At 65.3% G+C, this 12,861-nt stretch carries 11 protein-coding genes and 1 pseudogene; 5 read left to right on the forward strand and 7 right to left on the reverse strand.

Annotation, left to right across the window (positions count from 1 at the left end; genetic code table 11):
• Positions 1 to 105 precede the first annotated feature (105 nt).
• From V5F61_RS20820 to V5F61_RS20840, 5 genes are all read right to left on the reverse strand, one after another.
• Complete coding sequence (locus V5F61_RS20820) at positions 106 to 2,847, reverse strand: cation-transporting P-type ATPase (protein ID WP_393990298.1); 2,742 nt, start codon at positions 2,845 to 2,847, stop codon at positions 106 to 108.
• Positions 2,848 to 3,134: 287 nt separating this feature from the next.
• Positions 3,135 to 3,434, reverse strand: coding sequence for a DUF736 domain-containing protein (locus V5F61_RS20825; protein ID WP_393990297.1), 300 nt, complete (start codon positions 3,432 to 3,434; stop codon positions 3,135 to 3,137).
• A gap of 494 nt (positions 3,435 to 3,928) precedes the next feature.
• Positions 3,929 to 4,933: a tyrosine-type recombinase/integrase gene (locus V5F61_RS20830; RefSeq protein WP_393990296.1), complete on the reverse strand. Its 1,005-nt coding sequence runs from the start codon at positions 4,931 to 4,933 to the stop codon at positions 3,929 to 3,931.
• Positions 4,930 to 5,850 (reverse strand): tyrosine-type recombinase/integrase, encoded by a 921-nt coding sequence (locus V5F61_RS20835; RefSeq protein WP_393990295.1) that lies wholly within the window; start codon positions 5,848 to 5,850, stop codon positions 4,930 to 4,932. Before V5F61_RS20835 ends, V5F61_RS20830 begins: the two co-directional genes overlap by 4 nt.
• A complete protein-coding gene (locus V5F61_RS20840; RefSeq protein ID WP_393990294.1) occupies positions 5,844 to 7,055 on the reverse strand; it encodes a tyrosine-type recombinase/integrase in 1,212 nt (403 codons plus the stop codon). Before V5F61_RS20840 ends, V5F61_RS20835 begins: the two co-directional genes overlap by 7 nt.
• Before the next feature lie 535 nt (positions 7,056 to 7,590).
• On the opposite strand from V5F61_RS20840, the gene V5F61_RS20845 reads away from it, so the two are divergent.
• Positions 7,591 to 7,890 carry a DUF736 domain-containing protein gene (locus V5F61_RS20845; protein ID WP_393990293.1) on the forward strand — a complete coding sequence of 100 codons (300 nt, stop codon included), beginning with the start codon at positions 7,591 to 7,593 and terminating at the stop codon, positions 7,888 to 7,890.
• Positions 7,891 to 8,025: 135 nt separating this feature from the next.
• Here the strand turns inward: V5F61_RS20845 and V5F61_RS20850 are convergent.
• Positions 8,026 to 8,175, reverse strand: a pseudogene (locus V5F61_RS20850) (DUF736 family protein); the annotation flags it as partial.
• 554 nt (positions 8,176 to 8,729) lie between these two features.
• Positions 8,730 to 9,848 carry a DNA polymerase IV gene (gene dinB, locus V5F61_RS20855; RefSeq protein WP_393990322.1) on the reverse strand — a complete coding sequence of 373 codons (1,119 nt, stop codon included), beginning with the start codon at positions 9,846 to 9,848 and terminating at the stop codon, positions 8,730 to 8,732.
• Positions 9,849 to 10,110: 262 nt separating this feature from the next.
• On the opposite strand from dinB, the gene V5F61_RS20860 reads away from it, so the two are divergent.
• From V5F61_RS20860 to V5F61_RS20875, 4 genes are all read left to right on the forward strand, one after another.
• On the forward strand, positions 10,111 to 11,193 hold the full coding sequence (locus V5F61_RS20860; RefSeq protein ID WP_393990292.1) for a hypothetical protein: 1,083 nt from the start codon (positions 10,111 to 10,113) through the stop codon (positions 11,191 to 11,193).
• On the forward strand, positions 11,193 to 12,101 hold the full coding sequence (locus V5F61_RS20865; RefSeq protein WP_393990291.1) for a nucleotidyltransferase family protein: 909 nt from the start codon (positions 11,193 to 11,195) through the stop codon (positions 12,099 to 12,101). The genes V5F61_RS20860 and V5F61_RS20865 overlap by 1 nt, the downstream gene beginning before the upstream one ends.
• Positions 12,102 to 12,302: a hypothetical protein gene (locus V5F61_RS20870; protein ID WP_393990290.1), complete on the forward strand. Its 201-nt coding sequence runs from the start codon at positions 12,102 to 12,104 to the stop codon at positions 12,300 to 12,302.
• A gap of 78 nt (positions 12,303 to 12,380) precedes the next feature.
• The coding region (locus V5F61_RS20875; protein WP_393990289.1) for a restriction endonuclease at positions 12,381 to 12,861 on the forward strand (481 nt) is incomplete at its 3' end.

Raw genomic sequence — 12,861 nt, forward strand, 5'->3', positions numbered from 1 at the left:
TGAAAACCTCGTCTTCGTCCTTCTAACACGAGACGCTACGCCACGTGGAGCCCAGGGGGCGTCACGGTGCGGCAGATGCCGTACGTCGCGCGGGAGGTCTTCCTTTCATGCGTGCCGCGCATCCCAAGCGGCAGCGAGCCGCTTCTCCACCTCCACGATGGCCAGCAGCGCAACGCCGACCGCAATGATGGCCATGCCATCGCCAAGCGATAGGGGACGGCTGCCGAAGACCGCCTGCATAGGCGGCAGATAGGTGAAGGCGAGCTGTGCCCCGACCACGGCGGCGACGCCGGCCAGCACGGCCCGCGTGCCGAGAAGCCCTTGCCAGGTGAGCGAAGTGCCATGCACGTAGCGGACACTGAACAGATAGAAGATCTCCAGCACGACGAGCGTGTTGACCGCCATGGTGCGCGCCGTCTCGACCGATAGTCCGCGGGATGTGGCCCAGATAAAGATGCCGAAGGTTCCGGCGACCATCAAGACGGACACGAACAGGATGCGCCACAGGAGGCGGCCCGAGAGCAGTGGCTGACCGGCGGGGCGCACGGGACGCCGCATTGCGCCAGGTTCCGTCGGCTCGAAGGCGAGGGTCAGGCCAAGCGCGACGGACGTGATCATGTTGACCCAGAGGATCTGCACCGGCGTGATGGGAAGCGTGAGGCCGAACAGGATCGCCAGGATGATGGTGGCGGCCTCGCCGCCGTTGGTGGGCAGCGTCCAGGCGATCACCTTGGACAGGTTGTCGTAGACGGTGCGCCCTTCGCGCACGGCGGCGACGATCGAGGCAAAATTGTCGTCGGCGAGCACCATCTCGCTCGCTTCCTTGGCGGCCTCGGTGCCCTTTCCGCCCATGGCCACGCCGACATCCGCCCGCTTCAGCGCTGGCGCGTCATTTACCCCGTCGCCCGTCATGGCGATGATCGAACCATCCAGCTGGAGCGCCTCGACAAGGCGGAGCTTATGCTCGGGACTTGTGCGGGCGAAGACGGTCGCCTCGCGGGCGTGCTTGTGGAACGAGGCGTCGTCCATCGCATCGAGGTCCTGGCCGGTCACGCACGCCGGGTGGTCGCCAAGGCCGAGCTGGCGTGCAATGGCGCGTGCCGTCGCCGCGTGGTCGCCGGTGATCATCTTGACGCTGATTCCCGCCGCCTTGCATTCGGCGATCGCCGCGACCGCCTCCTGTCGCGGCGGATCGATGAGCCCCACCAGGCCGAGCAGCGTGAGGTGATGAGCGACCTCGGCCGGTGAAATCTCTTGCGTGCCAGCCTCCAGGGGGCGCCGTGCAATCGCGATGACACGCTGGCCACTGGCGGCGAGGGCATCGATCCGGTCGTGCCAGACGCGTGGATCGAGCGGCTGTTCGCCGTCGCGCGTCGCCACATGGCTGCACATGGCGAGAATGCGTTCAGGCGCGCCCTTCACATAGGCGACCACCGGCGGCTGCATGGTGCCGGCATGGAGCGTCGCCATGTAGCGATGCCGGGAATCGAAGGGGATCTCATCAAGGCGGGGGAAGCTGGCCCGGACAGCCGACGCCTCGTGCCCGGCCTTGATCGCCAGCGAGACCAGCGCCCCTTCCATGGGGTCCCCGTCGATGCGCCAGTCTTCACCGTGTTGACGCAGGTGAGCATCGTTGCACAGCAGGGCGGCAAGCGACAGATCTGCCAAGATCGGATCGCTGGCGGGATCGATGGTAGCGCCTGCCTTGGTCCGGAAGCCGCCCGAGGGCGCATAGCCAGCGCCCTCGACCTCGATCTCTCGGTCGGCGGTGACCACCATGCTCACGGTCATCTCGTTGCGGGTGAGCGTGCCGGTCTTGTCGGAGCAGATCACCGAGACGGAGCCAAGCGTCTCGACGGCGGGCAGGCGCCTGACGATGGCGTTGCGGCGCGCCATGCGCTGGACGCCAACGGCGAGCGTGACCGTCATCACCGCGGGCAGGCCTTCGGGGATGGCCGCGACCGCAAGGCCGACCACAACCATGAAGGCTTCATCGAGGTCGTAGGCCTGGGCCAGCATCGCATAAGCGAACACCAGAGCGGAAATGCCGAGCACGGCAATGGTGATCTGGCGGGCGAACCGGTCCATCTGCCGGATGAGGGGCGTGGTCAGCTGCGTCACCGCTCCGATCATGGTGCTGATCCGCCCGAGCTCGGTGGCGGCGCCGGTTGCCACGACGACGCCGATCCCCTGTCCGCCGGTCACGAAGGTACCGGAGAATGCCATCGACAACCGGTCACCAAGTGCGGCGCCGGCATTGACGGATTGAACGGATTTGTCGACGGGAACGGATTCTCCGGTCAGGATCGCCTCGTCCACCCTCAGGCTGCGCGCCCTGACGAGCCGCAGATCCGCCGGCACCCGGTCGCCTGCCTCGAGCATCAGGATGTCGCCAGGAACGACCGCGTCCGCTCCAACCGTTACACGGAGGCCGTCGCGGACGACCGAGGCGTGCGGGTCGATCATCGCGCGGATGGCATCCAGAGCCTTCTCGGCGCGACCTTCCTGAACAAAGCCGATGATCGCATTAATCAGCGTGACGGCAAGGATCACGAGAGCATCCGTGCCATGTCCCATCGCCGCGGCGAGCGCCGCAGCGGCGAGCAGGACATAGATGAGGAGATTGTGAAACTGCAGCAGAAAGCGAATGAGGGCACTTTGCGCGGGCCCCTGAGGCAGGCGGTTGGGACCATAGGTATCGAGGCGACGCGTTGCTTCGCGCTCGGAGAGGCCGTCGACGTTCGTGCGAAGCGCGTCGAGAACCGCGTCGGGCGCGACGGTGTGCCAGGCTGAGTCGGGTGCGGCCGGCGGTATATTCACATCAAGCACTTCGCTCGTTTTGTGCATGCCGTCTAGCTCCGTCAGTACGACCGTTGACGGGATCACCGTCCCTCCTTCGAGAAGCGTCGGTGGGCCGTCGCGATTGCGACCGCTGATAAGTCACTTCAGCGTCTTCCATATCATGCGAACCGACAACACTCGGCTACGTTCTCCGAGGAGCCGACCGCTTCGTGGGCTGGCGCCGCCTGCGATGCGCTCGGCTTTCTGCGAGGTCGCGCTTTATGTGCCACCAATTGACTGTCGATGATTGTAGGCGGCGGGCGCCCCGCTGTGAGCGGAGCGCCCTTGGCCGGTCATCGTGACCAGATGAGCCTGTGCTCGCCCTTGTCGCCCTGAACGAGGGAGGCGTAGACTGGGGCGGTGAAGCACGGATCGTCGAGCTTGAGTGAGAGGTATTCGGCGCCCGTCTCGCGGGCGGTCCGGCTCCAGCCGGCTCCGAACTCGACGCCGTTGGCGGTGACGCGATAGTCGGGCGCCTTGTCGTTGTCGCGGTCGCAGGGCTTGATGGTGGCCTTGACGTTAAGGGTGAGGGTCTTGATCGTGCCAGCGAAGGCGCCGTTGTCGTCGCGGATGAAGGTGCCGATCTGAGCCATTGTCGTATCTCCTGAGAGTTGCCCGAAGCCGCCCGATGCGACCTCGATGGCGGTCGAGAGGCGCCGGACCGGACGGCTGCATCCACCGGGGTCCCCGGCGCGCTTGCGCGATGGGGTGGTTCTTAGGGCCGCAGCGTGAGCGGAGGACGGTGGCAGCCGAGCTTGTTGGCTCGCGAGGAATGACCGCTCGCGGTCAGGGGAAGAAGGTCGGTGGAGCCGTTGCAGGCCAAGGCCGGGCCGGCGCCAGACCAGCCCAGAAGAGAGGCCGCCGGGGGGCTTCGCCGCATGATCGGCAGAGGACGATGCTGGCAGTCGGCGCCTCCTCAGCACGCTCAGTGCCGCCGGTACGTCACCCTCCCGCGGTCACGGCCACCTGCCTCCGGCCCAACGACACATGCCCCGCCCCACACGGCACAGGCCGTGTCGAACACGATGCCGATGCGGGACCGGGGCGATTGGGACGACGAAGCCACTTCAGTTGCTGACCGTTCCGATCAGGCCGGTGCCTCCAGGTCCGAGAGCAAGGACGCGATCAGCGCATCCGGTGCCTTGAACCGGCCGCGCCTGAGCTCCGGCGGGACGACGGCCTCGATCGCTTCCAGCTTTTCGGAGGGATCCATGCGAAGATACACTTCCGTCGTGCGGATATCGGCATGACCAAGCCACAGGGCAACCTTCCGGATGTCGTGGGTCGCCTGCAGCATGATGACCGCGCAGCTGTGCCGGAGCTGATGTGGTGAGACTTTCCGACCACGCAACGATGCGCAGGTCTCAGCCGCCTTGCGGACGTGCTTGTCGAGCACATACTCGAAGCCTGCTCGGGTCATCGGCTCATCCTGCGCATTGACGAAGAGCTCCGGCACGCGGATCGCGCCCCTGACGCCGAGCCAGGCGCGAAGATCCCGCGCCGTCTCCTTCCAGAGCGGCAGACAGCGCTCCTTGCGGCCCTTGCCCCGGATCGTCACGCTTACGCCGTGCTGGAGCGACAGGTTTTCGGTCAGGACGCCGACCAGTTCTGAGACCCGCAAGCCCCCGGCGAAGCACAGATGCATCATGGCCCGGTCGCGGACGCCGGATCGTGTCGCAAGATCGGGGGCGTTGAGGATTGCGCGGACCTCATCCATCGTCAGATGGCGGATGAGCATCTGATCATGGCGCTTGGCCGGGATCGCATGGATCCGGCCGATCTGCTCCAGGGCGGAGGGCACCTTGTGCTCCACATAACGCATGAACGTCTTGATGGCGGCGAGCCGCAGGTTGCGTGTGGAAGCGCCGTTGCCGCGCTCCTGTTCGATATGGGTGAGGAAGGCCACGATCATCGGCGCGTCGAGGTCTTCGATCGTCAGCCGTGACGGACGGGTGCCCAGCCGTTTCGCAGCGAAGTCGAACAGCAGCTTGAAGCTCAACGCATAGGTCTCGCAGCTCTGCGGACTGTAGCCCCGCTGACGAGGCATGTAATCGCGCAGGAAGGCGGTGATGAGAGGGGCGAGCTTCGTCATGCGACGCTCCCCCCGACCAGCATTTCTGCAGCCGAGGCGATATCCGCCATCATTTCCGGCGTCGCCTCAAGATACCAGTAGGTGTTTCGGATATCGGCATGGCCCAGATAGGTCGACAGGGCGACGAAGTGCCTGGCGACCATGCCGCGCTCGGCGCCGCATTGTTCCAGCGCGCGGGTTGCGAAGGTATGGCGAAGATCATGGATGCGAGGCTGCCGGCTTCGCTCGGGCGCGATCCCCGCCCGGCGCAGGATGCAACGGAAGGTATAGTTCACAGTCGTCGGGCATAGCTGCCTGTGCTGGACGGATGGGAACAGCCAGTCGCTCTCGCCGGCGCGTGGGCGGCGAGCCTCGAGATAGCCTTCGAGCGCCTTGATGACCGTCGTATGCAACGGTATGAGCCGGCTCTTGCGGAACTTCGTCTCGCGGATGTGCAAGACGCCGTCGGGCTGGATGTCGTCGAGCCTGAGCGCGAGAGCCTCCGAGACACGCAATCCCGTGGCAGCGATCAGGCCGAACAGCATGACGTAGAGCTGGCGCCGCAGGGGATTGGGCTTCTGGTGCCGGAGACTGCCGGCAGCATCGAGGATGCGGGCGATTTCGCCCGGCGCGTAGATATAGGGGATCGGCCGTCCATGCCGGCTCGGCGCGACGTCGGGGCGCGGGATCTCATGCCGCGGATCTTCGGCATGGAGGAAGCGCGCAAACAGGATGAGGTCTGTCAGACGCCGCTCGCGGGCGCCCGGCGTCCGGGCGACTGTCGCCAGCCAAGCGAGAACGGACGCCGTGCGGATATGTGCTTCACCCCGCCCGGCGGCGAAGCGCGCGAAGGCGCGAAGATGCCGTTCGGCCTTGATCAGCTTGTAGCCGAGCGTGCGGCGCAGAGTGATGTAGCGGGCTGCATCGTCGCTCAGCATGGCAGCCTCCCGCCCCAGGGCTGCGCGATCTCCGACAGGAGGCCGATGTCGACCTTGGCATAGAGCGCGGTGACCGATGGCGAGCGGTGCCGCAGCACGGCGCCGACGCCGGCGAGGCTGACGCCGTTGCGCAGCATGGCCGTCGCGGCAGAGTGGCGCAGAACGTGGGCGCCGCGATGGATGCTTTTGACGCCGGCCCGGTCGAGGGCGCGGCGCACGATGCACTTCACGGCGATCCGGCTCAGCGGGCGGACAGGGGCCGCGCTCGTCAGGAACACGCGCGTCGACACGATCTGTGGCCGTGCCCGCTCGATATAGGCGAGGATGGCGTCCCCGATCTCCTGGGTCAGCGGCAGGCGCTCCTCACGCCTCGCCTTGCCGGCAAGGGTCACACGGCCGTTCGCCCAGTCGATCTCGCCGAAGTTGAGGTTGGCGACTTCGCTGGCCCTGAGGCCCAATCGGGCCAGGAGCAGGATGACGGCTCGGTCGCGCAGGCGCTCCTCGCCGTCACAAGCGGCAAGGAGGCGGTCGATGTCAGCTTGCCCGAGGCAGCGCGGCGTCGTCGCCAACTGCCAGTTCGCGAAGCTCGGAACCGCCCGTTCCCGCCCGACCGGGCACTGGCCGGTCGCCACCAGATATTTGAGATAGGCGCGCGTGGCGACGGTGATGCCTTGCGCCCGGCCGCGCCCGTGCGGCTTTGCCCGATCGAGCACGAAGGCTCGCACCGCAGCAGCCGTGTACGCGGTGGGATCGGTGCCGAGCGAGGCCAACAGGTCGATAAGGATCGCCTGGTAGGTGTCGAGCGTGGAGTCCTGGATACCGCGCTGCTCCTGCATCCAGCAACGGAAGGCGCCAAGTGCCGGCCAGGTTTCCTCCAGCGGCGGGTACCGCTCCGGGGGCAGGACGCTCGTTTCCTGCAGATAGGAGAGGAACAGCGCGGCGGCACCCTGAGGGGCCCGAGCTGTCTTGCTGCCCCGGAACACCAACGCCGAAGCCTTGAGACCGGAAGCGAGCGTTTCGATTTCGAAGCCGGAGGTGCGCGCCCAATCGCCCCACAGGGCGAGCAGACGCACCAGCTCCGTTTTCGTCGCCGGTGAATATTTCCTCTGGGTGAGCCAGCCCTTGAAGCCATTGGCATGCGGTTGCAGCCAGTTGATCCGGACATCGACACTCCGGCGGTGTCTGCGCTTTCGTTTTGTCACCATGTTTTCCTTCGACCTGCTTGTTCACGCCGGGAGCGCCCGGCACGCGAGCAAAGCGAAGGTTTCGGCCGTATTCCATTCGACAGGCGATCTGCCTGGCCGATCCGAACGCGGCCATGGTCGGTGCCGTGTGGGGTGGGGCATGTGTCGTTGGGCCGGAGGCAGGTGGCCGTGACCATGGGAGGGTGACGCACCGGCGGCGCTGAGCATGCTGATGAGGCGCCGACCGCCAGTGTCGTCCTCTGCCGATCATGCGGCGAAGCCCCCCGGCGGCCTCTCTTCTGGGCTGGTCTGGCGCCGGCCCGGCCTTGGCCTGCAACGGCTCCGCCGACCTTCTTCCCCTGACCGCAAGCGGTCATTCCTCGCGGGACAACAAGCTCGGCTGCCGCCGTCCTGCGCTGCCGCTGCGGCCCCAAGAACCACCCCATCGCGCAAGCGCGCCGGGGACCCCGGTGGGTGCAGCCGTCCGGTCCGTCGCCTCTCGACCGCCATCGAGGCCGCATCGGGCGGCTTCGGGCAAAGCTCAGGAGATACGACAATGGCTCAGATCGGCACCTTCACCCGCGACGAGAACGGCGCCTACGCCGGCACGATCAAGACCCTCACCCTCAACGTCAAGGCCACCATCAAGCCCTGCGACCGCGACAACGACAAGGCGCCCGACTATCGCGTCACCGCCAACGGCGTCGAGTTCGGCGCCGGCTGGAGCCGGACCGCCCGCGAGACAGGCGCCGAATACCTCTCGCTCAAGCTCGACGATCCGTCCTTCACGGCGCCGGTCTATGCCTCCCTGGTCCAGGGCGACAAGAGCGAGCACAAGCTCATCTGGTCGCGATGACCGGCCAAGGGCGCTCCGCTTCCCGCGGGGCGCCCGCCTTCCACCCTCGCAATTATGCGGAGCAGAACCCCGCCAAAATCGGCGCCAACACAGACCTCACAGGCCAGTACTCTGCATAATCCCGCTCTCCGCATAATCGACGGCGCCGGCGTAGATGCGGAAGTGCGGGCCCTTCTCGGTGGGGGTCTCGACGCGGATGATCCGGGCCTTGGCGTTCAGGGCGAGCGTGCGAACCGTGCCGGTGAAGCCGTTGCTGCTGGAGGTGAAGGTGCCGATGGTCGCCATTGTCGTGTCCTTTTGAGGTTTCCGAGCCGCGCCCATCGCGGCCTCGATGGCAGTCGACGGACCGGAGGCGATCGGCCTGCACCCCGTAGGGGCCGCAACAGCGTGGAGGGCGGCCGAGCCGCGGCTTTCTTGTCTCGCGAGGAATGACAGCGCAGCCGGCAGGGGAAGAAAGTCGCGGCCGGCCGTTGCCGGCATCAAGAGCGAGGCGGCGCGCCAGCGCCGCCGGCCTTCGGTCAGACAAGCCCTATCGAGGACGACGTGGGCGGCACCCGCCAAACCACACCCCGGGACACGGCACCGGCCATCGCCACGCGCACCAGGCGATCACGCCGAATTCCGGCACCGTCGCCGCCCGGGACACCATGGCCCCTGCAAACATCCGAAGACTCCCGTCCAGTTCGCCCGCCCCAACGCTTCCTTCCGGAAGACGAGATGGCGCACAGCATCTGCAGCATGGAATTGGGCCGTTGCATCTAAGCGCGTGAAGGTCCGAAGCTGAGCCGCCCTCGCACGGCCTCGATCTATGGCCCACCATCCTCGCGGTTAGGTCGGCCTCAGGGGAGGGGCAGCTGTTCAACATCGGAACCGCCTGAAGCGGACACATCCAGCGTTGAGACTGTCACCCCGACCAGACGGATGCCCTTCCTAACGGGAAAAAGCGGTTCGAGAAGCACCCCGGCGATCCGCACGATGTCCTCCGCCCCCGTGAACGGCGACTGGACCGTCCGGCTTCGCGTCACTTGGCGGAAGTCGGCATATTTCACCTTCAGGGTCACGGTCCGGGCGCACAGGCCTTTCGCCTCGCAATGGCTCCAGACCTTAGCCGCCAGCGATGCGAGCTCGGGAGCTGCCGCCTCGAATGAAAATATGTCCGATTGGAATGTGTCCTCGGCTCCGATCGACTTGCGGGGCCGGTCAGCGACCACCGGCCGCTCGTCGATGCCGCGGGCGATGGAGAAATACCACGAGCCGGATTTGCCGAAGTGTTGCTGCAGGAAAGCGAGGGGTTTCGCCTTCAGGTCGGCTCCTGTGAGGATTCCGAGCGTTTCCATCTTGGCGGCGGTCGCGGGACCAACACCGTGGAATTTCTTCACGGATAGAGCTTCTACGAAGGCCGCGCCCGTCCGCGGCGTGATCACCGCCTGGCCGTTGGGCTTGTTCAGGTCGCTCGCCATTTTCGCGAGAAACTTGCAATAGGAAATCCCGGCCGACGCAATGAGCCCGGTGACCTCCTTGATCTTCGCCCGGATCATCGCGGCGATCTCGGTCGCGAGCGGCACGTGCTGCTTGTTGTCCGTTACGTCGAGATAGGCCTCGTCGAGCGACAGCGGCTCGATCAGCTCGGTGTGTTCGGCGAATATCTCGCGGATCTGCGCCGACACCGCACGATAGACCTCGAAGCGCGGCGGGACGAAAATAAATTCGGGACATTTGCGTCTCGCGGTGACCGACGGCATAGCTGAACGGACACCGAATGCTCTCGCCTCATAGCTCGCCGCGGCGACGACACCGCGCGCTGCCGCACCGCCAACGGCGACGGGCTTGCCGCGCAGTTCCGGGTTGTCGCGCTGCTCGACCGATGCATAGAACGCGTCCATGTCGACATGGATGATTTTCCGCTGAGCCGCCGACAATGTCGACGCAGCGATGATGCCCGCTGGCGAATTCAGCATCGAGCCGGCTGGCGGTTCAGTGGCTTCGGGCATGGGCCGCCATTTTGATCTCGCCTCGACCCGTCATGTTCGCGGCGCGAGCGCTCAAGGCACCCCGAACAAATAAGGAACATATCAGCGAATTCTCAGCGCAGCAAAGGCCCCGTGGAAACCGAACAGCCATTGCTCCTCCGGCGGATTCTCTATTTTCACCGTACAGTAAATATAGACAGAATTCCGAATATACGCTATTTACGCCATATTCACTGTGCAGAAAATGAATATGGAACATCGCACAATCGAGACGCTCATCGACGATTTGGCTGCGGCCGTGGCCGAGATTTCAGGTGTGCCGCCTCGCTTGGTTAGCGAGCGCGGAGGAGCTGAAACGAGTTATCGACCGGACGCCACCATCGACATCGAACACGACGGCCGGTCGTACCGTCTCGTCATTGAAGCGAAGCGGTCGCTGTTTCCGCGCGATGCCCGGGAGGCGATCTGGCAGCTCAGGAACTATCTCGCCCACTTCGATTCCGGCGGCCGGCCCGCCGTACCCCTGCTTATGGCCGAGAGCATCTCACCCGGAGCACGCCAACTTCTGCGTGACGAGCGCGTCGGCTACTTCGACGCCAGCGGGAGCCTCTTCATTCCCGCAAACGGGCTGTACCTGCGCGTCGATCGGCCGGCATCGCGCAGGCAAGCGCGTTCCCTCAACAATCTCTTCGCCGGCCGTCGCGCCAAGGCCCTCCATGCCGTCTGGGTTTTCAAAAGCGCTTGGTTCGGGGTTCATCAGATCGCCGAGCGCGCCGGGGTATCACCGGCAACGGCATCCGAAACCCTCATTGGGATCGAGCGCCGGGAATGGGTCGAGGTGCGAGGGGCGGGGCCTTCGAAAGAACGCCGCCTGGTCAATCCGCGCGCGCTCCTCGATGCCTGGGCGGCCTACCAATCATCGTCGAAACCGAAGGCCGTGCGGCACTTCTACGTGCGTTCAACGACGCCTCCCGACCTTCAGCGGCGAATTGAGCAGGCCAGCGAAGCGCACGATACACCCTATGAACTCACCGGCGTCACGGCGGGGCAGATTTACGCGCCCTATTTGTCGAACGTTTCGCAGGTGATCTGCCGCATACCGGCCAAAGCCGGCATGAAAGTAATGTTGGATTCCATCGATGCACGGCCGGTGCGGGACGGCTGGAATCTCGGCGTTCTCGAGGTTGCCCCCGACGAGGAACTGAGATTCCGCGAACGCATCGATGGGCTTTGGGTCGCGGACCCACTGCAAACCTATCTCGACCTTCTCCAGGCCGGCGGGCGCGCAAAGGAGCTGGCCCAACACCTACGCACCGAGAAACTGGATTCGTGATGGCAAAGCCGCAGTTCCTCATCGACTATAGCCCGGACGTCACGCGCGATTGCGAGCGCGTACTCGTCACGTTGTTCAGTGGCCTTGGGCCCTGGCGCGATTCCGTCTTCCTGGTCGGCGGGCTGACGCCGCGCTACCTCGTGACCGCGCGGCCGCCCGATGTTCCGGCGCATGCCGGCACCGGCGACATCGATATCGTCGTTGATCTCGCCGTCCTCGCCGACGTCGAGGCCTATCGCACGCTCGAGGAAAACCTCAAGCGCATGGGCTTCGAGCGGGCCGAGAATGACAAAGGTGTCAGGGTCAATTGGCGCTGGAGAGCGAAGACGGAGCATGGAGTCACGGTCATCCTCGAATTCTTGGCCGACGATCCCCAGCTGAAGGGTGGGGCACTGCAGGAGCTGCCGACCGAGGGAAATGTCTCGGCGGTGAACATCCCGCATGCCTCGCTCGTCTTCGATCTTCATGACCGGATGGAGGTCACGGCCGATCTCCTTGGCCAGAAGGGTCGGGCGACCGAAAGCATCCCGTACGCCAATATCGTCTCGTTCACCTGCCTGAAGGCGTTCGCGTTCGACCATCGCCGCGAAGGCAAGGACGCGCACGATCTCAGCTATTGCCTCGAACATGGTGATGGTGGCTTGGAAGGCGCCATCGCGAAGTTCCGAGAAGCTCTTGCCGGCAAGCACGGCGAAACCGTTCACGCGGCCCTCGCGCTTCTGCTGAAGCGGTTCTGCGACCCCAAACCTGATGAAGGCTATCTGCGTGAAGGGCCGGTTGCGGCCGCCCGCTTCGAGATCGAAGGGGACGACGAGGATCCCGAGGTTCGCGAGCAACGCGCATTGCGCCAGCGTGCGGTGAATGACGTGATTTCGCGATTGCTGCGCGAGTTGGGCCAGGGGGAATGAATGGAACAGCTGCGACCTGTCGAGTTGAAGCTCGTCGACGAGCTGTTCGGGATGAGCTCCGGCTATGTCCTCGACTTCACCAACAGCACCTTCGCGGAGTTCTTCCGACGGGAAGTCGGGATCGACATCTATGACAACGCCTACGCGATCAACGGGCGGAGCAAGGGCAAACACCTGCGTGCGTTCCTGATGATCGGCTAGCCGCGCGCAATCGCGCGGGCGCTGGCAGCGCTGTGGGAGTATCGAGAGACCGATCGCCTTGGGCGGAACGAGACCGAAATGGTGGCGAACGCACAGACGCGTCTTAGCGCAATCGTGGTGCGGCTCGGCGGCCCAGCGCTACCGAGCTATGAGCCCACTGCGTCCGCGGCAGAAACGAAGTCGCCGGCCGGGGCACGGCCGTTCCGGGCGGACGAGGAGGTCCTCCGCCACCTCGAGCAGCGCTTTCTCGCACTCCACGAGATGTCGGACGAACCACAAGCCCGTGGCCGCCATTTCGAGACGCTTCTGTCCGAGTTATTCAATGCCTGGGGCATGGACGCGCGCGGAGGCTTCCATGTTTCTGGCGGCGAACAGATCGACGGATCTTTCCAGCACGCAAACGACACATATCTGCTCGAGGCGAAATGGCACCGCGCGAAGACGGACGCCAACACGCTTCATGGATTCCAGGGCAAGGTGAATGAGCGCCCAGAATGGACGCGCGGCCTATTCGTCAGCTTTTCCGGATTTACCGAGGTCGGCCTGCAAGCGTTCACGG

This window comes from Xanthobacter sediminis (assembly GCF_043195015.1).
GTDB lineage: Bacteria > Pseudomonadota > Alphaproteobacteria > Rhizobiales > Xanthobacteraceae > Xanthobacter.